20 protein-coding genes and 1 tRNA gene are annotated in these 21,044 nt (G+C 46.8%); 1 reads left to right on the forward strand and 20 read right to left on the reverse strand.

What is annotated here, in order from left to right; genetic code table 11:
* Positions 1-6 precede the first annotated feature (6 nt).
* Positions 7-91 (forward strand) — tRNA-Leu (locus PNAP_RS15865).
* Positions 92-156: 65 nt separating this feature from the next.
* Here the strand turns inward: PNAP_RS15865 and PNAP_RS15870 are convergent.
* From PNAP_RS15870 to uppS, 20 genes are all read right to left on the reverse strand, one after another.
* Positions 157-720, reverse strand: coding sequence for an NUDIX domain-containing protein (locus tag PNAP_RS15870; RefSeq protein WP_011802543.1), 564 nt, complete (start codon positions 718-720; stop codon positions 157-159).
* On the reverse strand, positions 720-1,619 hold the full coding sequence (galU, locus tag PNAP_RS15875; protein ID WP_041377356.1) for a UTP--glucose-1-phosphate uridylyltransferase GalU: 900 nt from the start codon (positions 1,617-1,619) through the stop codon (positions 720-722). The genes PNAP_RS15870 and galU overlap by 1 nt, the downstream gene beginning before the upstream one ends.
* A 232-nt stretch (positions 1,620-1,851) precedes the next feature.
* A complete protein-coding gene (locus PNAP_RS15880) occupies positions 1,852-3,222 on the reverse strand; it encodes an undecaprenyl-phosphate glucose phosphotransferase (RefSeq protein ID WP_011802545.1) in 1,371 nt (456 codons plus the stop codon).
* A complete protein-coding gene (locus PNAP_RS15885) occupies positions 3,204-3,569 on the reverse strand; it encodes a VanZ family protein (protein WP_011802546.1) in 366 nt (121 codons plus the stop codon). The genes PNAP_RS15880 and PNAP_RS15885 overlap by 19 nt, the downstream gene beginning before the upstream one ends.
* A gap of 24 nt (positions 3,570-3,593) precedes the next feature.
* Positions 3,594-4,910 (reverse strand): glycosyltransferase WbuB, encoded by a 1,317-nt coding sequence (locus PNAP_RS15890; protein ID WP_041377357.1) that lies wholly within the window; start codon positions 4,908-4,910, stop codon positions 3,594-3,596.
* 149 nt (positions 4,911-5,059) lie between these two features.
* Positions 5,060-6,148 carry an acyltransferase family protein gene (locus PNAP_RS15895; protein WP_011802548.1) on the reverse strand — a complete coding sequence of 363 codons (1,089 nt, stop codon included), beginning with the start codon at positions 6,146-6,148 and terminating at the stop codon, positions 5,060-5,062.
* A gap of 258 nt (positions 6,149-6,406) precedes the next feature.
* Positions 6,407-7,480: a glycosyltransferase family 2 protein gene (locus tag PNAP_RS25765; protein ID WP_083758058.1), complete on the reverse strand. Its 1,074-nt coding sequence runs from the start codon at positions 7,478-7,480 to the stop codon at positions 6,407-6,409.
* Positions 7,481-7,544: 64 nt separating this feature from the next.
* The gene (locus tag PNAP_RS15905) at positions 7,545-8,357 is read right to left on the reverse strand and encodes a glycosyltransferase family 2 protein (RefSeq protein WP_011802550.1); all 813 of its coding nucleotides are present in this window, start codon (positions 8,355-8,357) and stop codon (positions 7,545-7,547) included.
* Complete coding sequence (locus PNAP_RS25770; RefSeq protein WP_011802551.1) at positions 8,350-8,907, reverse strand: WcaF family extracellular polysaccharide biosynthesis acetyltransferase; 558 nt, start codon at positions 8,905-8,907, stop codon at positions 8,350-8,352. Before PNAP_RS25770 ends, PNAP_RS15905 begins: the two co-directional genes overlap by 8 nt.
* A complete protein-coding gene (locus PNAP_RS15910) occupies positions 8,904-10,061 on the reverse strand; it encodes a glycosyltransferase (protein WP_011802552.1) in 1,158 nt (385 codons plus the stop codon). Before PNAP_RS15910 ends, PNAP_RS25770 begins: the two co-directional genes overlap by 4 nt.
* 14 nt (positions 10,062-10,075) lie before the next feature.
* The gene (locus tag PNAP_RS25775; protein WP_011802553.1) at positions 10,076-10,747 is read right to left on the reverse strand and encodes an acyltransferase; all 672 of its coding nucleotides are present in this window, start codon (positions 10,745-10,747) and stop codon (positions 10,076-10,078) included.
* Complete coding sequence (locus tag PNAP_RS25780; protein ID WP_011802554.1) at positions 10,744-11,544, reverse strand: glycosyltransferase family 2 protein; 801 nt, start codon at positions 11,542-11,544, stop codon at positions 10,744-10,746. The genes PNAP_RS25775 and PNAP_RS25780 overlap by 4 nt, the downstream gene beginning before the upstream one ends.
* A complete protein-coding gene (locus PNAP_RS27100) occupies positions 11,534-12,787 on the reverse strand; it encodes a hypothetical protein (protein WP_011802555.1) in 1,254 nt (417 codons plus the stop codon). Before PNAP_RS27100 ends, PNAP_RS25780 begins: the two co-directional genes overlap by 11 nt.
* Before the next feature lie 70 nt (positions 12,788-12,857).
* Positions 12,858-13,859: a glycosyltransferase gene (locus PNAP_RS25785; RefSeq protein ID WP_011802556.1), complete on the reverse strand. Its 1,002-nt coding sequence runs from the start codon at positions 13,857-13,859 to the stop codon at positions 12,858-12,860.
* 93 nt (positions 13,860-13,952) lie between these two features.
* On the reverse strand, positions 13,953-14,843 hold the full coding sequence (locus tag PNAP_RS25790; protein ID WP_011802557.1) for a polysaccharide pyruvyl transferase family protein: 891 nt from the start codon (positions 14,841-14,843) through the stop codon (positions 13,953-13,955).
* A 9-nt stretch (positions 14,844-14,852) separates the two neighbouring features.
* Positions 14,853-16,124 carry a flippase gene (locus PNAP_RS25795; protein WP_198140648.1) on the reverse strand — a complete coding sequence of 424 codons (1,272 nt, stop codon included), beginning with the start codon at positions 16,122-16,124 and terminating at the stop codon, positions 14,853-14,855.
* Between the two features lie 423 nt (positions 16,125-16,547).
* Positions 16,548-17,651 (reverse strand): GDP-mannose 4,6-dehydratase, encoded by a 1,104-nt coding sequence (gene gmd / locus PNAP_RS15920; RefSeq protein WP_011802559.1) that lies wholly within the window; start codon positions 17,649-17,651, stop codon positions 16,548-16,550.
* Between the two features lie 81 nt (positions 17,652-17,732).
* Positions 17,733-18,707, reverse strand: coding sequence for a GDP-L-fucose synthase (fcl, locus tag PNAP_RS15925; RefSeq protein WP_011802560.1), 975 nt, complete (start codon positions 18,705-18,707; stop codon positions 17,733-17,735).
* A 9-nt stretch (positions 18,708-18,716) separates the two neighbouring features.
* Entirely contained in the window at positions 18,717-20,177 is a 1,461-nt protein-coding gene (locus PNAP_RS15930; protein WP_011802561.1) for a mannose-1-phosphate guanylyltransferase/mannose-6-phosphate isomerase, read from the reverse strand.
* Between the two features lie 115 nt (positions 20,178-20,292).
* The gene (gene uppS / locus PNAP_RS15935; protein WP_157040309.1) at positions 20,293-21,015 is read right to left on the reverse strand and encodes a polyprenyl diphosphate synthase; all 723 of its coding nucleotides are present in this window, start codon (positions 21,013-21,015) and stop codon (positions 20,293-20,295) included.
* Positions 21,016-21,044 lie beyond the last annotated feature (29 nt).

The following is a 21,044-nucleotide window of genomic DNA, read 5'->3' on the forward strand; positions in this document are numbered from 1 at the left end:
ACGCTTGCCCAGGTGATGAAATTGGTAGACTTGGCGGACTCAAAATCCGCTGCCGAAAGGCGTGCCGGTTCGATTCCGGCCCTGGGCACCACATTTAAAAAGCCGTTTCTGTTCAATCAGAAACGGCTTTTTTGTTGCCTGCGCGCTCAAGGCTGGTCAAGCACAGATAGCATTCGAGAAATTTTCCAGCCCCCAGGCCGCATAGGGCCGAACGTAAGGGTGCACCAACGGGTTCTGTGCAGCATCCCCCAGCGGCAACCATTGCCAGGCACTGTGTTGCTCACCCACGGGCAGCTTGAGAAGCGCTACCTCGGCCCAGGTCAGCGGCAGCCAGTGCGGCAGGTTCACATAATGAGTTGACATGCTGGCGTTGAAAGCGCTGTCGGCATAGAAATGATCCCATGCGCCCATCAGCCGGGCTTTTCCCAGAACCTGCCTGCAAACGTCTGGCGCCAGACCCAGTTCACAGTGCCCCACACGCAGCATGGCTTGGGCCAATGCTTCGTTCTTGCGGATGCGCCCGCCCGGCGTGAACAACCAGCCACGCGCCGGGGCGTTGATACGCTGGCCCAGCAGCAACTGGCCGTCAGGGTTGGTGACCACCCAATCGACCGATACCAGCGGCAGCGCCGCTACAGCCGCTGCAAACTCGCTTGCGGGCAGTTCCGGTGCAATCACTGCATCCGCCGCGACTGCACCGCTGGCCATCGAATCGATCATCAAGCCGCAGTCTGGATGCTCGCGGCGCGTTGCTGCAAAAAGGCAGCAAACTCAGTATCCAGCTCGGGGTGGCGCAAGGCAAAGTCCACCGAGGCTTTCAGGTAGCCCAGCTTGCTGCCGCAGTCGTAGCGCACGCCTTCATACAGGTAGGCCATCACGGCGTTTTCCTTCAGCAATGCCTCGATGCCGTCAGTGAGCTGAATCTCGCCGCCTGAACCGGGATTCAGATTGCGCAGTTTGTCAAAAATGCGTGCGTCCAGCACATAGCGCCCGACCACACCCAGGTCAGAAGGCGCTTCTTCCGGAGACGGTTTTTCGACGATGCCGCTGATGGCAAAAGCCTGCCCCTGCTTGCACTGGCGCGCTGCGTCACCGGCCACCACGCCGTAGGAGCGGGTTTGCGCAGGCTGAATGCGTTCCACCGCCACCACGCTGGCTTGATACTGTTCGTAAATCTGGAGCATCTGGCGCAGCACCGGCGTCGTCGCATCCAGCAAGTCATCGGCCAGCAGCACGGCAAAAGGCGCGTTGCCCACCACGCTTTCGGCGCACAGCACCGCATGGCCCAGACCAAGCGCTTCAGCCTGGCGCACATAGATGCAGTTGACGTGCGCGGGTTTGATTTTCTGTACCAGCTCCAGCATTTCGTTTTTCTGGCGCTTGATCAGCAGACTCTCCAGCTCCCAGGAACGGTCAAAGTGGTCTTCAATCGAGCGCTTGCTCTGGCTGGTGACAAAAATCATCTCTGTGATGCCGGCCGCAGCGGCCTCTTCCACCGCATACTGAATCAGCGGCTTGTCCACGATGGGCAGCATTTCCTTGGGGCTGGCCTTGGTGGCCGGCAAGAAACGGGTGCCGAGGCCGGCGACCGGAAATACAGCTTTGGTGACTTTTTGAATATTCATAGGTTGTTGCTTTCGGTAGTGAAAAAGGAATTGCGACAGCGATGCGAGAAACTGTTTACCTGATGCGGTGTTTGGGTTGAAAAGATGGCTTGACGTGCAGGCACCTTCAACTAACACAAGGCAACCTGCTATCGGCCTGCAGCCTAGCGAACGCAGGGTTTACCGGGTAATGCGGTATCGAAGCATGAACCGCAGACCTTGACTTGCTGATCCTACACAATCCAACCTAATACGCATTCTTATGCACAAACCCCTTGAACACCGTGGCCACGATGATCTTCAGGTCCAGCCACAGCGACACATGTTCGATGTAATACAGGTCGTACTCCACCCGCTTTGCCATCTTGTCGAGCGTGTCGGTTTCACCCCTGAAGCCGTTGACCTGCGCCCAGCCGGTAATGCCCGGCTTGACCTTGTGGCGCAGCGCATAGCCCGGCACCAGTTCCTTGTAATGCTCGTTATGCGCCATCGCATGCGGCCGTGGCCCGACGATGGACATGCGCCCCTGCAGCACATTGATGAACTGCGGCAGTTCGTCCAGGCTGGTGCGGCGCAAAAAAGCCCCGAGCGGCGTGATGCGCGAGTCATGCTTGCTAGCCTGCGTGACCTGGGAACCTGCCTCGTGGTGCACCACCATGCTGCGGAACTTGTAAACCCAGATCTCTTCACCGTTCCAGCCATGGCGCTTTTGCTGGTAAAGCACCGGGCCCCGGGACGTGAACTTGACCGCCAGCGCAATCGCCACCAGCAGCGGGCTGATCAGCAGCAAGATCAGACTGGCCAGTACGAAGTCTTGCACGGCCTTGATCAGGCGCAACTCGCCGGTAATGGGCGAAGCCGACAGGTCGAGCATCTGGATGCCCACCACCTCGCTTACGCCATGGTTGAGCAACTTCAGCGTAAACCAGTCGGGTACCAGCCGTATGTTGGCGGTGCTGTGGCGCAGTGCATCGAGCACCAGGCGTATCCCCGTGTCGTCGTTGCGCCGCAGGCACAGCCACACTTCATCAATCCCGGTTTTAAGCCCGTGCTGCTTTTGAATGTAGGCGTCCAGCTCACTGGGCATGACCTTTCCCAGTAAACGCAAACCGCTCCAGGCAGCCTGCTCCAGCGCCTCCTCAACATGCTGAATGGACGGACTGTCGCCTACCACCAGCACGCGCTTGTAGTTGTAGCCCTTGTCACGCAACCACCGCAAGCCCGCATACACCACCAGCCGCTGCAGCATCAGCAGCCCCAGCGTACCCACACTCCAGGCACCAAACCACACCCGTGAAAAATCCGACGAAGCCTTGGTAACAAACAGCCCAGCCAGCAAAATCATGATGGTGACCATCCAGGCAACGGCTACCGAGCGCAGCATGGCCCCGAGTTCATTGACGCGCCAGGATCGGTAAAGACTCGGCGAAGACACCAAAAACAAAAATGCGGCGGCCAGCACCAACATTTTGTAACCCGGCGGTATATCGTGTGCTTCAAGTGGAGGGAGATACCACAGGCAAGCCACAAAGCCGCTGATGCAGATGATCAGCATATCCAGGCCCATGGCCAGGAAGCGGACGGAGGGCGACGACAGCCTTATCGGTGGACGGTACATAGACTTCTTCCTTTTACAAGAGCCAGAGCAAAAATAGTGCCAGCCATATCAATCGCCACGTCCAGCAGGCGCGGGTGACGGTCAATAGCCAGGAACTGCAAACCCTCGGTCAGTAGCGCCAGCACGAACGCGCTCAGCACAATGCGGGCAATGGGCCAGGAAAATGGACGTACCGCCAAAACCATTGCCATGCCGGTAAACAACGCAAAATGCGAAAAAGAAGATACCCATGAAGGTGCATGCAGCGTTTGCACCGTGTCGCTGCGCCAGGCACCTGGCATTTGCGTACCCACCAGCAGCGCCAGCAGTTGCAAACCGAGCAGCATCCATGCAATTTGGTGTTTCATGGTCAAAGCGTTTCTATTCAGCAATTAACTCTTGGAGGTTACGGCCATCAGGGCTGATTCAAACTTTCGCAGAACCGCCTCACGATCCAGATGGGCCAGCGCGTAAACCCGCCCTGCCTCACCCAGTTGTTTACGCAGTATTGAATTTGCAGCCAGTGCCTGCATGGCCAGTGCCATGGCCGATGGGTCTTCAGGCGGCACCACCACACCACAACCCTGCACGACCAGAGCAAGCTCGGTCCCAGGATGAGCCGTGGCCAACACCGGCCGGCCGCTGGCCAGCATGCCGGTCAACTTGCTGGGCATGACCAGATCAGCCGCATCAGCCCGCTGTGGCAGCAAATGCACATCGCCCATGGCCAGCAATTCGTTGAGTCGCTCTATCGGCTGCAATTCCAGAAAATGCACATTGGGCAAGCCTGCACAGCGCCGCATCAGGTCATCACGGCCAGCGCCGTTGCCACAAAATACAAAAATGATAGCGGTATGTGCAGGTGCAGCCTGCGCAAGACACAGTTTTGCCACATCAGCTAACAGTTCAAGCCCCTGCTTCCCCCCCATGTTGCCCGAATAAAGCGCCACCACCGCATCGGGTGCAATGCCCAACTTGACTCGAAAGGAATTTTCCAATCCTGTTACATCAGCCGCCTCGGCTGTTGTCCCGGCAGCCTTGGCGGTCATCCCGGCCTGCGCTGAAAAACTGTGTCCCCCAGGCGTGATCGCCAGGACATCCACCCAGTTAGGCGACAGCACCGCCTGAGCCGGAACCACGCCCTTATCCAGCAACCGCTGGTGCATGCGCTGCGAAATGGTGGACACCACGTCAAAATGGCGCATCAGCCAGCGTTCGGTCCCGGCCACCACACCACGCAAGAACTTCCCACGCAGCAGACCCAAATCAAAAGCCGCATCCACCTCAAAGTCCTGCACATGCAGCCAGGCTTTCGCACCGCTCAAACGCGCCAAAACCAAGGCGGCAGGCGCACAAAACAGCGCCGGCTCCACCACCCACACCACATCGGGCCGCCAGATGATCTGGCGCAGCATGACCGGCAAGCTACCCAGCGCAAAGCTCGCTAGGTGCAGCAGTCGTTTGACCCCACCCGGGCGTGTCGGCACCCACAGCGGACAACGCCACACGTCCACGCCCTGCCAGCGCTCGCGCTTCCAGGTGCGTGCTGAATAGCCAGCACCCACGGCCCAGTCAGGGTAATAAGGCGGTGCCGTGACCACGCGCACCTCATGCCCGCGCGCCACCAGCCACGCGGCCATCTCACCCGTGTATTTGCCGATTCCCGTGAGTTCAGGAACGAAATTGATGCCGTAGAGTAGGATTTTCAGAAAACTAACCGAGTTGAAATACTATAAAAACGATAGCTGCTTATGCTCGTTAGATATGCGCCAAAAGCACCTTTAATACATGAGATGAATTTCGGGGCTTTGAACGTAAAACGCGGAGGTTACTACTACCGCGCCCCACGTCCTCACACTCATTGCGAGGCCACAGGCGCAAGAACTCCCCGCGGAATAAATGTTTGCGAGAACCACTTTTGCATGGGCCGCTCAATTAGCAAGTGTCCTGCGAAAGAAACTAAAACACAGGCAAATGCAATCAAGATAAAAGTGATTGATGCACCGGCAATACCTGTCAAGCCTGCCGCCACTGCTACTTTGCATAAGAGACTGATAAGCGGAAAATGTATTAAGTACAAGAAATAAGAGGCATCGCCCAGAGTTTGAACTGATTTATGCCGCATCAACAATGGAAGACGTCGTCCTGCTTGCTCACAACGTACATAGCCAAATATCAAACCAGCAAAGCCAATTCCCCAAAAAATCTTAAGCCAAGTAATTTCTCCTGCATCTCCGAAAGCCTCCAACGAAGCCGTCGCAACAAGAATAGCAATACTCACTCCAATGACAGCGATCGGGTTTAAAAATTTCATCTGGTTTCTACGAACAAGCACGGCTACTCCCATGCCAAAAAAGAAAAGAACAAGCCAGTCCGACCAGAAAAAATTGGCCGGAAAGTTACCTACGCCAAATCCCAAAAGCATTCCAGTTGGAAGCAAAACCAGAAGTGCAATCGCAACCCAGCGATTGAGGATTGCCAGACCAAAGAGCACATAGAAATACAACTCATACTGAAGACTCCATGCCACGATCAATACTGGTGCTCCAGTACCCCCTACCACTGCTTTGTCGAGCGGCATCAAAGTCAGAGCTTTTAAAATCAAACCAATATCCGATGGCACATTGTTTCGCAATGAAGGTATCGCTAGCGCAAAAAGAAACACCCCTAAAAAAATAAGCCAATAAATTGGATAAATGCGAATACAGCGCTTAGTCAAAAAAGACCTGATTCTCTCTGGCTTGAACAGATCGTCCATATGCACCTGCATGATGATAAAACCACTGAGTACAAAGAAAAAATGCACTCCAGCATGCCCGAATGAAAAAGCATGGCCAAACCAGCTAATACCAAAGTACTTCTCTAGCGCAATCGTACCGCCGAGATGAAAAAATACCACCATGAGGGCTGCAATGGCTCGTCCGGTCTGAATAGACTTGTAGTGCATATATAAAATTTCTACTTCGAACTGTTACTAAAACAAAGACCATAACTGATTACGATCTACTGCAAAAAACAACTTTATTGTTATAGTACAGCTACAGATTTCGATAAATCAACCTTTACTTTAAAGGTCGAAATTTTTTATCATTTTTTACGCCCAAATGAAATAACTCAATAGCCAATGCTGTATTAATCACAAGTTATTAATTTTAAATTTATTATTCACTCAACAACTCAAGATGAATTACAAATTCAAATACCACTAATATTTTTTCTTACCAATGGAATCAAAGAACTCCGAAATAATTTTCACTTCCACTACAATTTTCTTCCTCAAAAGAACATCAATTCTCTTTCTATCAGTAATAGCGATATACTTAAGAAAAAATTCTTTAGCCTGATCCAGGCTAGTCTCCCGTGCAACAGAAGCAAGCATATACCGAAAATAAAAAACAACTAACAACATTGATTCCGAGCGCTGACCAAACTTAGAAACCATGTACTTATAATCAAACAAATCATAATGCAACAAAAATCCACAAAACATATTTTTTGGACTAGACTTATATTTTACCCATTTATGAACAACGAAGTTATAATCACCATAAAAAGATGATCTGACAAATGACTTATGGTTTGAATAACCTAAAAAATAACTGGCAGGAATTTTTTCTTTACTTACTGGATGCACCATAAGACGCGGTAAGGCATTAAAAAATCTCAGCCTATAAAATAAATAATCATACCAAGCATGCAGTCTAGGGCTTCCAAGAAGCCTGCGCATCAATGCACTAGAGTACCTCCAAAATAATTCAGTCATTGGAAATCTATTTAAAAAAATAGCACTACTCTTAAATGGATTATTTAATTCAGCAACTGTAGGTATCAATTCCAAATTTCTTACCAATATCTGATCAACATCTTCAGGAATTTTTTCCAAAAAATCAGGAATTAAATTGATGTTGATTTTTGTATTTATGTTCGGCACCATGATCTCATCTGGATCAACACACAAAACCCATTCAATACCATCAGAAAATGCGCTCTTAGTTGCAAAATAAGTATTTATACGTTTTCGCACATCCATATCAGTTTCCCACCAAGGGACTATCTGAGTAATCCACGATGGTAAATCGGCAAGATTATTTGGCCGAATAGATTCATTCAATCTTACGCCATCATAATCCCCAACTATATCTCTTGTATTATCAGTGGTGCCATCAAAAAAAATGTATATTCTTGAGCATCCAGCAGCCAAGTAATATTCAATCGCACTAGGTAGCAATCTAGATTCATTTTTAACAGTATAAACAACTGCGAAATTTTTTTTACTCATAAATATAAATTTTATTATTGCAATTCGACCACAACCCAAAATGCCATCTAATGGCAAATAATGATCAATTCAAATCCCTAACTTTTAAAACAATAAAATACTCATAAATAGATTGAAGCATAGCGTAGGTGAGCCCTGCTTTTCCATCCAAGAATCCACGCTTTACCACATACAGCAGTAAGAACTTAATCAATGGCCGAAAGGGTAACCGATAGAAGAGTTCTTTCTGGTGAAATCTACGTTCATGAAAGTCTGTTGCGGTGAATGCCTTTACCAAGCTAAAAGTCGCTGCTTTAGAACGGTTCGCAACAATTTGCTGCGCCTCCAAACTACTGTAGTTGTTATGTCGTTCAATCCAGTGCCTCATACCTTTACTAAAGGGAAAGTGATCTAGATAACCTGTCACTTCACTCACAGGACCATCAGCTATGGAAATAGGGTTAACCAAGCGCTCGTAACGCATTTTTTCAGGTCGGAATAGCCGCATGTAGAACGGAGAGGTCTGCACATGCTTAAGCCATGTTCCCAGGAAAAAATCGCGCCGCTGCAAGCGAAACGCCACTTGCTCTTTGGCTGAAGCTGCCGCCGCTTGGACCGTCTGAACCAACTCAGGGGTCATGCGTTCATCGGCATCAATGTAAAACACCCATGGATGCTTAAAAAGAATATTATTCAGTCCCCAGTTTTGATGCGCTGCCCAGTTATCGAATGGTCGCTGGGTAACCGTAGCGCCAAACTTCTGTGCAATGGCTACGGTATTATCAGTACTCATTGAGTCATAGACGTGAATGTCATCTGACCAAGCAACACTTTGCAGGCAAGCCGGAAGATCTTGCTGCTCATTTTTTGTCAAAATCAGAATGGAGATATTAGCCATGGTTATTTACTCGATTACCTACTTTAATTGCAGGATTTCCCGCATACACAGCCCAAGGCGTTACCAGACTTCTTGTTACTACGGCTCGTGCACCCACTACAGCACCATCTGGCACTACCACTCCGGGGTGAATGAAGGCCTCCGCACACACCCAGACGCGCGCTCCAATCACGATAGGTTTAACCACCAACTGAAAGTTCACGCTGTTATAGTTATGCGTGCCCCCACACAAATGGGCACCTTGTGAAATGACGGCGTAGTCACCTATTTCTATCCGGTCCATGCAGTAAAGGTTTACGCCATCGCCTACACCAACAAAGCTTCCAAGTTGCAAATTCCATGGAGCCCAGATCTTAACTTCCGGATATACATGGCAGCCTTGGCCTATCTGGGCACCAAATAGCCTTAATAACCATGCCCGCCATACATGGCATGGACGGGGGCTGGTGTGAAACAGTAGCGCTTGAACAATGTTCCATAATTGGCGGCGAAGCCGGTGTGTTAGCGTGAAAGACGGTTCACGGTAGGGATCATTCCCCTGAATCATCATGGCCTACACTCCCGAATAATCTCCACCACGCGCTCCGCAGCCCGTTGAATATGAAAGTGCGTAGCAAAGCATTGCCGCGCCCTTTGGCTCATGGCTGTATAGCTCTTGGTGTCCAGCTCCAGCCAGCGCTGCAAGTTGTGCACGGTGCCGTCCACCGTGTCGTCATCCACAAAACCCGCAGCATCCGATTCAATCTCGCGCCAAATGTTGACCTTGTTACTGATCAGCACTGGCTTGCCGCAAGCCAAGGCCTCAGCTACGACAATGCCAAAGTTTTCCTGATGCGAAGGCAAGCAAAACACTTCCGCCGCATAGAATGCACCCCACTTATCATCGCCTTGCAGCATCCCCGGCCAAGTGATGCGGCGTGAGATTCCCAAATTTTCGGCCTGCGCTTTCAAAATCGCAGCCCAATCCGTCTGATCTGGACCCGCCATTACAAGATGCAGGCGCTCGTCCTGCCGCCCAATCTGAGCAAAAGCATCCAGCAGCAAATCGCAGCCCTTCTTTTCATGAATACGGCTCAAGAAAAGGGCAATGCGCTTGTTTTGCAACTGAGGGTTAGCGACAAGAAACCGTTGAGCAAGTTCATCACCATTGCGAGGTGGACTGGAAGTTCCATAGGAAGCGACGGCCTCATTGGCGCGATAAAGCCAGAACGACTGACGCGCCAGTAAGCGTTCTTCTTCACAAGTGAAAATGACGGCCCGCGCATCACGCAACACTCGGTATTCAGCCCATGGCCAATACAACCATTTTTTAAAATGCTTGAGTGGATAGGTGTGCTTGAACCATGGGTCGAGCATGCCATGGGTGAAGACGAAATACGGAACCTTCGTACCAGCCAAAGCCTGCCGAACGGCCAAGCCGTGATATTGCCAAAGCCCTTCGACGATGACGGCATCAAAACGAGGAGCATTCTCACGCAACCATGTCAACAGTCGTGGTGCGTACGAATAGCCCATGCGTGTAGGACCTAGCGCATGGACAGTAGATAGGCCACAAGTCGCCAGCCACGGCGCATCAGGGGCATCGCAACAGGCAATTTCCACTTGTACCCCGAGTGCTTGCAATGGCACCTGGAGTTGTTTGACTCCTTCTATAGGACCACCACCTTTTGGGTTGATGGAGGAGATGACTTGGAGGATTTTCATTAAACACAATTAAATTAATTTACGAACCCAGTCTTACGATTAAAATAAACCGCATCGCATCCAAGTTTTTTGACAGGGCGGGCTGGGTTACCCGCATAAAGAAAATACTCTTCATTATATTTTTTGTTAAGAACGGCTCCAGCACCTAACACCGAAAAATTCGGTAAAAAAGAATTAGGAAGAATAATTGATCCCGTCCCCGTAAATGTGTAATCCCCAATGATGACAGGACCACTTCGCTGACGAGAATCTACAATTGAAATGCTGTGAGTCAATATCTGACTTCTAAATCCTGCAAAAGTAGAAAATCGACCAAAAGTTACCGTATCAGTACAGTCAATTAAATGTCTATTGGTAATCGCCGAATGATCTCCAAGTATTAATGCAGGAACTCTATTACTCTGATCAGAAAAATGCAACGAATTCGTATTTATTGGAAAACCCGATATCCAATTCAGATTACTAATTGATGCAGACAAGCCAAGAGTAACTTTTGTCACTCCTTTAATTACATTAAAATTCCCAATACTTGAATATTGATCCATATACAAGGCTTCAGGCATCACAAGAGACATGCCAATTCGAGCTGAAGTATGTATCTCAAAGTTAAATAATTTTTTGTAAAAAAAACGTTTTAACTTAAATGGTAAAAAAATCAACAGCAAATGAAGAATAACTTTAATCATTTCTGAGTGCCAAAAATCGGACCATGTATTATGCGCTCAAAGGTTGCAATAGGATTTTTGATATGCTTCATTATTCTATAGTATTGCGAAAAATAATCATCATAGCCTGTATAAGGTCTACGCATAATCTTCAAAAACATTTGACGCGTATGAGTATGATGCATACTTTCCAATCGACCCGTACCTGTAATTGATTCACCATGAACTCGGTAACAACTTAAAAATTCATTTACGACCTCTATCTCAGCACCTTTTAAAGCCATATCAATTAAAAGCTCATCATCCCAATTTGATCTATTTTCAATATTGAAACCACCTATGCTTCTATAGATTTCTTTTCTGAAAAACGTGGAAGGCTGAATCGCAAGAGATGCCCCGTATGCAGCAGCTTTGAGAGAAAATGAATCAGAAAATATTCGTCTTTTATAATCTGATCCTCCATCAATTACATGACCATGTCCACACAAAACATCAACATGATTTTTATCCAAAAAATATTTCTCCACTAAAGCAAGCGCACCATCAATGAATTCATCATCACTATTCAAATAACAAAAAATATCACCAGTGGCCTTTGAAAAACCGATATTCAATCCATCGGCCGGACCTTTATCTTTTTCAAAAATTTTTATAATACTGGAACCGTACGATTCAATAATTTCTCGACTTCCATCAGTACTTCCAGGATCAACAACTATGTATTCTATATTCTTAAAGTTCTGATTCAAAACAGACTCAATACAACGACGTAGATACTTAGCCTGATTAAAAGATATCGTTACAATACTAATTTTCATAAAATTTATTATTACTTTTGAGTTTTAGGTAATATACATAAGAATAAATTCCAGCTAGAAATATCGAAGTACTCCATCTTGCATTTGCACCAAAAGGGGAAAAAAATACATTCCATATAAATCCAATAGTACCAGCATAAAAATAAATCGGTAATAGATTCATTTTTTTAACAAAAATACTTACTATTTCATTCAGCAAAACCAACCAAAACACTCCCCCCAAAACTCCTGCCCAAATTAAAGTTCCCATCAAATATGAGTGTGCTGGAATTAACAAATCAGATCCGAATTCTTCCGCCTCATTACCCTCCATCATTGAATAACCGAGTTGACTTTTCAAAACAGCATAAGTTTCAAGATAACCACTTCTATCCTTAGCCCATGACCCGTGACCTAACCATGGCTTATCCAAAAAGGCTTTCCCTGATATTAATATTTCTGATCGCCCGCCGAGTAAAATTCCATAGGTACCATTTGCTTGTGTTTGGTATTTGGCAGCGCTAGCTGGCGAAAAGTGCGACAACACGGAAGCCGATGAGAATAAATAACTAGCGCTTAAGTTAATACAAAACAATACTGGCAAAACAATAATAATTAATTTTAGCCCAACCCACTTACCCGAAAATGGCTTAGCCATGACTGGACTACTATTAGCACCAAATAATTTATAACATAAAATTGCAATTAATGGAAAAACCGCCATACTCCTGCCATCAAAATACAAACTAATGACTGAAAATGCAATTAATAATAAAAATAATAATCCTAAATTTTTTCTTTGTAGAAAAAATGAATAATATACATAAATCAGACCTATTACAGCGCTACCAATCCCCCACTTCCAAAAATTATCTAAAAAATATTCCGTTGGAAATAACAAAAGACTGATTAAGCCACCACAAAGTGTGCCAAATACAAACGAAGGAAATCTTTCAAAATTGCTTTTTAAAAAATTTAACAACCCTATAAACGTACTTATAAAAACTACGGGAGTAAAAACCCCCTTAATAGCATCTGAAAATATAGTTTGATTATAAAAATCAGAAAATAACTGTGCGCAAACCCATAAAAATCCAAATCCAACAATTTTTTTCTCAGATGTAGATAAGCGGAGTCTTCCAGCACGCAAGATCATATAGCTGATGGCCAATAACTCACCAACGAATATCTCGCCGAATAAATTTATTTTTTGAGCCGATATTAAACCTATAAAAAGTGGGAAAAACAACAACTTAAAATACATACATTTAACCTAGCGCGAACTTTACCAAAATATAGTAATTTAACAAAAACCAATCAATGCCTAAATTAAATTAAATTAAAACAGCCTTAGCTTTAGAAATATTCATTTTTTGCAGCATTCGCATTTTTGGATTACTCAAATAGCAAAACCATTTTAAATAAAAAAATCTTTTTAACAGCTTCAAATCTATGTTTGAAGTGTCCTTTGTAGCAATAAAGCATTTAAACAACGCAAAAAAATCTTTAGCTAAGATCAAAGGTGCAAACGCAAAAAATATTAAGCTACTATTAATCATAGTGCTTTTAGTGCAGATAGAATAAATTTGAAGGAATAATGCACTCGAACCAAATCCTTCATTCATTTTTATTACATTTTTGTAGTTAAATCTTGAAGGATCAACTGCATGCAATATCAGCGGAGTGTTCTCATACCATACTGAACACCCAGAAAGTACCATTGCCAATACTATTTCCGAGTCATCACCAGCTAATTGTGTAGATTGAGAACGGCCTACTAAAATAGGCGAAAATCCGGATTTAAATATTGATTTAAGTTTACTAGCACGAACTGCCATACCAGCTCCCCATACGCATTGACCAGTATCTAATAATCCAGATTCAAATGGCAAATGCCCAATAGCAAAACTGCTCGCATATCGTTGTATCGCTTCTGGTATATAGCGATCAGAAGGTAACTTCGTTGCACATCCAAAAACACCAACGCTTGTATCACTGTCAAAAATAGTCTCTGCAATATGCAAATATTTTTCGGTAGGCCAATTATCATCATCGATAAAAGCAATATATTGACCAGAGGCAGCCATTACTCCAGACATCCTGGCATACATGAGTCCAGCCTTACTTTCGCGTATGATCTTGAATGAGGTAAAATTATTTATTTCTACCGTTTCTAAAGCGTATTTAACAGTTTGATCAGTGCATAAATTATCAACTAGAATTATTTCTATTGCATTGCTATTATACTTTTTTATTGCCGAAAATATACTATCAAGTGTCGCTTTTATTCTCGACTCACTATTATAGCAACAAATAATAATAGTCCACTTATTCACAATTAATACCTTTAACTTTTAGCGCCAAAATATACTGCTATTTTATACATCTCACCAACAAGAATAACCATGATTTACTTTGGTAAAATTTGGCTAATTATTAATAAATGTCACGTTTGGAAAATATTTTTGAATAGAATTTGTATAAACTTCAAAATTTTTACCATATGAGTTGTCTAGCATTGTCACTTTTTTACCTAAGAGAGCCGCACTAATACAAACATGCAACCGATCTGACACTATATGATTTGCACGATCAATAACAGACAAAAAATCACTTGTAATGACATCTGCTTCTAATCTATTTACATATGTGGAAGAATGCTTTGATGAAAGATCATATTTCTCAGAGTATTTATTTGAGTATTTTGATTCAACATCTACTCGCATTAAATGCATTTCGTTATCATATTGTGGTTTTATTTTTTGCAATTTAACCCTCCAACGAATATACGATATTAATATATTTGGAAAAAATACTAACTTCACTCTAGCTATTGGATTTGAGCATTTTTTTATAACTGAGTTAAAATCAAGACCAAAAACCAAATCATGTGTTAAAAAAGCTTGCGCTCTAGTAGCAAACAAGCTGACATGGCTAAAGCTTTTTTGCTCTCGACAGAAGAGATAGAATCTTTCATCCATTTTTTGTAATAAATCTTCATTTCCACGAATTGAATGAGGCAATAGTATGAATTTACTTACATTTACCTCCAAACATTTTTCAATTACTTTACGAGCTTGATCATACTCAGGAATAAGATTACCACCACCCCCATAAATTACCACATCGCCTGTTGATATTTCTCCACCCACTTCTATCAATGATAGGATATCTAATCGTTCAAATAATTGCCATGTAGCTGCAGCAATAACTCCATCACCTGCATTACCGCCATTTGGTATATATTTTATTTTTTTTTGTTTTTTTAAGGAATTTAAGGTTGCGTATAAGTCATTCCACTCATGAGAATTTATTAACATAATTTAATTTTAAATTTTTTGATTAGATTTTTTAAAGCTTGATATTATACATCTGCCAGGAAAAATTAATGCGCTCATCTGCATCCAAAAGCATTTTCTGGTTTTTACACTTATATAATTCATTAAAATGGATGTCGTAAAACAAGTTATTAATGTTGCAAGAGCCGAACCTTTAATTCCATAAATCGGTATTAAAATTAAATTTAACAAAATATTAATAATTGCGCCTGCCAGCGTACGATACATTGTTTGCTTAGTAATATTCTCCACCAACATCCATTTACCTGCGGCCACGCCCATAAAGACAAAAACGCCACTCCAAACGTGAATTGCCAATACGCTTCCCGCAATCATATATTTCTCCCCAAAAAGCGATTTCATTATCAGATCAGAAAATATTGATATTGGTATTGCAATCAATATTGATGCTAGCATCATACTTTCAAAAAGAATAAGAATTCTTTTTGAATAAATTTCATCGCCTAGTTTCTTTGTTGCGATAATTGCCGGAAATATTGATGTGCATATAATCACAGGAACTAGGTATGTAGTTTCAGAAATACGTAGTGCCGCTGAATACAATCCCACATCCGCCACCCCCAATAATTCTTTAATTATTATTTGATCTATCCGCATGTAAAGGCTAATTGCAAGACTTGAAACTATAAGGGGCCATGAATCTTTCAACAAGGAAGCTGCGATTGATTTTGAAAAATATGAAAATATTGATATGCTATTTTTGGCGTAAAGCATTAAAATGAATGCCAATGCCAACATTATTTGATCGATAAGTGTGACGATTACAAAAGGCATTAAATCAGCCTCGATATATATTAAATATAACTTTACTGCAGATGATATCGCCAATTGCACTGTCCTGCACATTGAAACGTATTTGATTTGCGTAGTTGATTGAAAATAAAAATCTGCTATTTCAAAAGTTTGAAATAGCAGACCCATAGCTATAATATATATATATATATTTGTCTGCTTATCATTTGACGACCATGGAAGTATTGTCGCTATTACGCCAAGTACAACAAGACTTGCTGTTACTTTCAACCAGAATGCAGTTCCTAAAATTTTATTCTTGCACTCAGGTTGATTTATTAACTCTCGAACGACTACGCCATCTAGTCCCAATTTGGAAAGTGCGGCAAATAGCGCAACAAATGCTCCTGCGTAGCTAAAAATTCCAAATTGCATTGGGCCTAGATATCGAGCGACATAGATACCTACAAATACTCCAGCTAATAAACGAAAAAATTGCTCAAAAAACATCCACGACGTATTAATAAAGTATTTAATAAAGCTTTTGTGCGTTATTATTTTTTTTAATTTATTCAACATTTTTTAACAACATATTTAAATCATGGCGGATAAATTACTTGACGCTTGCAGCGCGTCTCAAGAGTTGCCAGATTACCTTTCAATGCCTCTCTTCTTGAGTGAGGAGTTTTTAAAGGTTTTTAAATTTCAACTCAACTATTTTGCCAACTAATTAACTTTTAATTGGCACTTTTGCTCAACTTTTTAACTACTTTTTTAATCAGCTTTATCATCGGTTAATAAATTTTTAAGCCACTCTGATTCTGTAGTTATTTATCATAATTGAGCGCATGATGTGAGTATAGTTATAACTAATTAATCACAAGTATTAGCTGATCTCTATAAAGAACCATTGATAACGCTTTTTCCTGTTAGTTACTCGATGCTCACATTGACTCTGTAGCCATGCTGTTTGAGCAACGCATGCTGCTTGGCCTGAGCCAAGTCATTGGCCACCATTTCTTTACACATTTCCTGTACGGTGATTTCAGGTATCCAGCCGAGTTTTTCCTTGGCCTTGGTGGGGTCACCCAACAGGGTTTCAACTTCCGCAGGACGGAAATAGCGCGGGTCGATTTTGACGATGGGCTTGTCGTTCCAGTAGCCGACTTCGTTAACGCCCTGCCCTTCCCAGCGCAATTGCATGCCGAGTTCGGCAGCGCTCCATTCGATGAACTGGCGCACGCTGTACTGCACGCCGGTGGCGATCACAAAGTCTTCGGCTTGGTCTTGCTGCAGCATCATCCACTGCATGCGCACATAGTCCTTGGCGTGGCCCCAGTCGCGCAGGGCGTCGATGTTGCCCATATACAGGCAATCTTCCAGGCCCATGCTGATGTTGGCTAGGCCACGGGTGATCTTGCGGGTGACAAAGGTTTCGCCGCGCCGCGGGCTTTCGTGGTTGAACAAGATGCCGTTGCAGGCATACATGCCGTAGGCCTCGCGGTAGTTCACCGTGATCCAGTACGCGTAAAGTTTGGCTACAGCATACGGGCTGCGTGGATAAAACGGCGTGGTTTCCTTTTGCGGAATTTCCTGCACCAAGCCGTACAGTTCGGAGGTAGAAGCCTGATAAAAGCGGGTTTTCTTCTCCAGCCCCAGAATGCGGATGGCTTCGAGGATGCGCAGGGTGCCCATACCATCCACATCGGCGGTGTATTCAGGGCTTTCAAAACTGACCGCCACATGGCTTTGGGCTCCGAGGTTGTAGATTTCGTCGGGCTGGGTCTGCTGAATAATGCGCGTCAGGTTGCTCGAATCGCTCAGGTCACCGTAATGCAAATTGAATTTAGCGTTGTCTGTATGTGGATCTTGGTAGATGTGGTCCACCCGGGCGGTGTTGAAGCTAGAGGCGCGGCGCTTGATGCCGTGGACGATATAGCCTTTTTCCAGCAAGAACTCAGCAAGATAAGAGCCGTCCTGGCCGGTAATGCCGGTGATGAGAGCGACTTTGGGAGTGGTGTTGGATGCAATGGTCATGGTTGGCGTGGTGGATATAGGCTCAAGGCCGGAATGACAAAACAAAAGGTTTATGAATGACTACAGAATAAAAGAAAGCGCTTATGAGTGCGTCATGAAATCTTGATATGCAAGTTTCAAGCCGTCCTTCAGATTCACTTGCGCCTGCCAGCCCAGGGATTCAAGGCGGCTGCTGTCCATGAGCTTGCGGGGTGCGCCGTCGGGTTTGGTGCTGTCAAAGTCGATGTCACCCTGGTAGCCCACGACCTGGCCCACGGTTTGCGCCAATTCAGCAATGGTGATGTCGCTGCCGTAGCCGACATTGATATGGCTTTGCATCGGACTGGTGTGCAGGTCATAAGTGGCCTTTTCCAGGTTCATGACGTGGATGCTGGCAGCGGCCATGTCGTCCACATACAAGAACTCACGGCATGGGGTGCCGGTGCCCCAGATGGTGACTTTGGGCGCATGGCTGGCCTTGGCTTCATGAAAGCGGCGAATCAGTGCGGGAATGACGTGGCTGTTTTCAGGGTGGTAGTTGTCACCCAGACCATACAGATTGGTGGGCATGACGCTTCGGTAATCAATGCCGTGGCTGGCGCCGTATTGGCGGTTAAAACTTTCGCAGAGTTTGATGCCGGCAATCTTGGCAATCGCATAGGGCTCGTTGGTGGGCTCCAGCGGGCCGGTCAGCAATGCATTTTCAGCCATGGGCTGCGGGGCCTGCCGGGGGTAAATACAGCTGGAACCCAGGAACAGCAGCTTTTTAACGCCACTTTGAAAGGCGGCATCAATCACGTTGGCCTGCATCATCAGGTTTTGGTAGATGAATTCGGCCGGATAGGTGTTGTTGGCATGAATGCCGCCTACCTTGGCGGCGGCCAGATACACCTGGTCGGGCTTTTCAGCCTGAAAGAAGTCGCGCACGGCAGACTGCTCGGTGAGGCTTAGCTCAGCATGGGTGCGGGTGATGATGTTCTCAGGCGCGTGACCTGCTGCCAGCAGTTGACGAACGATGGCGGAGCCCACCATGCCCCGGTGGCCAGCGACGTAAATCTTGGGTGATATGTTTGTCATGGTTATTCCTTAAGCCTGAGTGGGCAGCGTGGCGATGCGGCCATAGGTATCTTCAAACCGCACGATGTCGTCTTCGCCCAAATAGCCGCCCGATTGCACTTCAATCAGTTCAAGCTCTGTTTTTCCTGGATTCTCCAGGCGGTGCTTGACTCCCAGGGGAATGTAGGTGCTCTGGTTTTCAGTCAGCAAAACTTCTTCATCACCCCGGGTGATGAGGGCCGTGCCTTTGACCACGATCCAGTGCTCGGCACGGTGGTAATGCATTTGCAGGCTGAGCTTGGCGCCAGGGCGCACGGTGATGCGCTTGACCTGGTAACGCGCGCCCGCATCCACACTGTCGTACCAGCCCCAGGGGCGTTCCACCTTGCGATGTTGCACAGCCTGCGGGGTTTTTTTGGTTTCAAGCAGCGCCACGACCTGCTTGACCTCTTCGGCATGGCTGCTGCTGGCCACCAACAGCGCGTCGGGCGTGTCAATGATCAGCAGGTCTTGCGTGCCCAGGGCCACCACCGGCCGGTGCGGCGCATAAATATAGGTGTTGGTCGCCTGCACGACCATGCCGTGGCCGTCAATGCGGTTGCCCTGGTCGTCAGGCGTGTTCAACTCAGCCACGGCATTCCAGCTGCCCACATCGCTCCATGCGCCCGCAAACGGAACCACTGCCACGTTGGCATGGTGCTCCAGCACGGCATAGTCCACGCTTTCAGCGCGGCAAGCTATAAAAGCGGTGGGTTCAGGCCGGATGAAGTCTCCATCCTCGGTAGCACCTGCCACGGCTTGCTGGCAGCTTTTGAAGATATCAGGTGCGTGCAAGCGCAACGCTTCCCTGAGCGTCTGTGACTGAATCAGAAAGATGCCGGCGTTCCACAGCACATCGCCTTGCAACAGTAAAAGCTGCGCTTTGTCGGTCGCTGGTTTTTCAATGAAACTGGCGACCTGGCTGCTCTGGCCATTGGCGTTAAGCATGCCGCGCTGGATGTAGCCATACGCCGTACTCGGAAAGCTGGGCACGACACCGAAGGTAACGATAGCGCCAGCAGCAGCGGCCGGGCAGCCTTGCAACACCATGGTGCCAAATGCGTCGGCATCGGGAATATGGTGGTCGGAAGGGCAAAACAGCAACAGGTCTTCTGGCCGGGACTGCAATGCGGCTAGAGCCATGGCGGCAGCGGTGTTGCGTGCTACGGGCTCAAGCATGACACGCCCTTTCACGTCCGCAGCCTTTAGCGCTTCTACAACCAGAAACCGATGGTCTTCAGCCGCAATGCATAAAGCGCGCGGAGCGCTGGGGTTGAACTGTGCCACGCGCTCCAGCGTGTGCTGCAGCAGGCTTTTTCCCTTGATCAGCGGCACAAACTGTTTGGGAAAGCTCTTGCGGCTGAGCGGCCAAAGCCGTGTGCCAGAGCCGCCACACAAAATGACGGGCGTGATGTCGTAAGCATTGATAAGGTCAGTTTTTCTTGCGCTCATTGCCTGGGCCGTAGGTTGATGTGGATTCAAGGGTTGGGAGTACGACGCACTTGTATGGTGCGAGTAACGCATTTTTGTGTGACGGAAGCCGCCATCGCTTCGAAAAGTCAATGTTTCAGATGGCGCAGCGGGTAATTTCGGGAGAGGGGGGTCTGGAAGCGCCAAAGCGGCGATCGCGGGCCTGGTACCACTGCAGCGCATGGTCAAGTGACTGGGCGCTGAAGTCAGGCCACAGGGTGTCGGTAAAGAACAGCTCGGTATAAGCCACTTGCCATAGCATGAAATTGCTGATGCGCGATTCGCCGCCGGTGCGGATGAGCAGATCGGGGTCGGGGGCATAGCCCATGCTGAAGTACGGGCGCAAAGCGACTTCGTTCATGTCGGCCACGCTCTGTGCCGGGTTGGCTGCCTGCCAGGCCTGCACGGCCTGCATCATGTCCCAGCGGCCGCCATAATTGGCGGCAATGGTCAGGGTGAGTTTGCTGTTGTTGGCAGTCAGGGCCTGGCCGCTGGCCATGAGGCTTTGCAATTGTCCATCAAACCGGTTCAGGTCGCCGACTACCTTGAGGCGCACGCCAGAGGCATGCATGGCACTGACTTCTTTTTGCAGGTAATGCACCAGCAGGCCCATGAGGCTAGAGACTTCATCGGCCGGGCGTTGCCAGTTTTCGGTACTAAAGGCAAACAGGGTGAGGTAGTTCACACCGCGTTCCATGCAGGCATCAATGATCTGGCGCACCTGTCGCGCTCCGCTGACATGACCCAGTGCGCGCAGCATGCTGCGCTTTGCAGCCCAGCGACGGTTGCCGTCCATGATGATGGCAACGTGCTGCGGCATGGCAACTGAAGCTGATGCGAAAACATGCA

This window comes from Polaromonas naphthalenivorans CJ2, from assembly GCF_000015505.1.
Taxonomy (GTDB): domain Bacteria; phylum Pseudomonadota; class Gammaproteobacteria; order Burkholderiales; family Burkholderiaceae_C; genus Polaromonas; species Polaromonas naphthalenivorans.

Excerpts from the sequence above, each read along its gene's own strand:
- PNAP_RS27100 (WP_011802555.1), bottom strand. The coding sequence starts at position 12,787 with ATGTATTTTAAGTTGTTGTTTTTCCCACTTTTTATAGGTTTAATATCG.
- PNAP_RS25775 (WP_011802553.1), bottom strand. The coding sequence starts at position 10,747 with ATGATTAAAGTTATTCTTCATTTGCTGTTGATTTTTTTACCATTTAAG.
- PNAP_RS15870 (WP_011802543.1), bottom strand. The coding sequence starts at position 720 with ATGATCGATTCGATGGCCAGCGGTGCAGTCGCGGCGGATGCAGTGATT.
- PNAP_RS25790 (WP_011802557.1), bottom strand. The coding sequence starts at position 14,843 with ATGTTAATAAATTCTCATGAGTGGAATGACTTATACGCAACCTTAAAT.
- PNAP_RS15880 (WP_011802545.1), bottom strand. The coding sequence starts at position 3,222 with ATGTACCGTCCACCGATAAGGCTGTCGTCGCCCTCCGTCCGCTTCCTG.
- uppS (WP_157040309.1), bottom strand. The coding sequence starts at position 21,015 with ATGCCGCAGCACGTTGCCATCATCATGGACGGCAACCGTCGCTGGGCT.
- gmd (WP_011802559.1), bottom strand. The coding sequence starts at position 17,651 with ATGACCATTGCATCCAACACCACTCCCAAAGTCGCTCTCATCACCGGC.
- PNAP_RS15910 (WP_011802552.1), bottom strand. The coding sequence starts at position 10,061 with ATGAAAATCCTCCAAGTCATCTCCTCCATCAACCCAAAAGGTGGTGGT.
- PNAP_RS15905 (WP_011802550.1), bottom strand. The coding sequence starts at position 8,357 with ATGGCTAATATCTCCATTCTGATTTTGACAAAAAATGAGCAGCAAGAT.
- PNAP_RS25780 (WP_011802554.1), bottom strand. The coding sequence starts at position 11,544 with ATGAAAATTAGTATTGTAACGATATCTTTTAATCAGGCTAAGTATCTA.
- PNAP_RS15885 (WP_011802546.1), bottom strand. The coding sequence starts at position 3,569 with ATGAAACACCAAATTGCATGGATGCTGCTCGGTTTGCAACTGCTGGCG.
- fcl (WP_011802560.1), bottom strand. The coding sequence starts at position 18,707 with ATGACAAACATATCACCCAAGATTTACGTCGCTGGCCACCGGGGCATG.
- PNAP_RS25765 (WP_083758058.1), bottom strand. The coding sequence starts at position 7,480 with ATGAGTAAAAAAAATTTCGCAGTTGTTTATACTGTTAAAAATGAATCT.
- PNAP_RS25795 (WP_198140648.1), bottom strand. The coding sequence starts at position 16,124 with ATGTTTTTTGAGCAATTTTTTCGTTTATTAGCTGGAGTATTTGTAGGT.
- PNAP_RS15930 (WP_011802561.1), bottom strand. The coding sequence starts at position 20,177 with ATGAGCGCAAGAAAAACTGACCTTATCAATGCTTACGACATCACGCCC.
- PNAP_RS25770 (WP_011802551.1), bottom strand. The coding sequence starts at position 8,907 with ATGATGATTCAGGGGAATGATCCCTACCGTGAACCGTCTTTCACGCTA.
- PNAP_RS15895 (WP_011802548.1), bottom strand. The coding sequence starts at position 6,148 with ATGCACTACAAGTCTATTCAGACCGGACGAGCCATTGCAGCCCTCATG.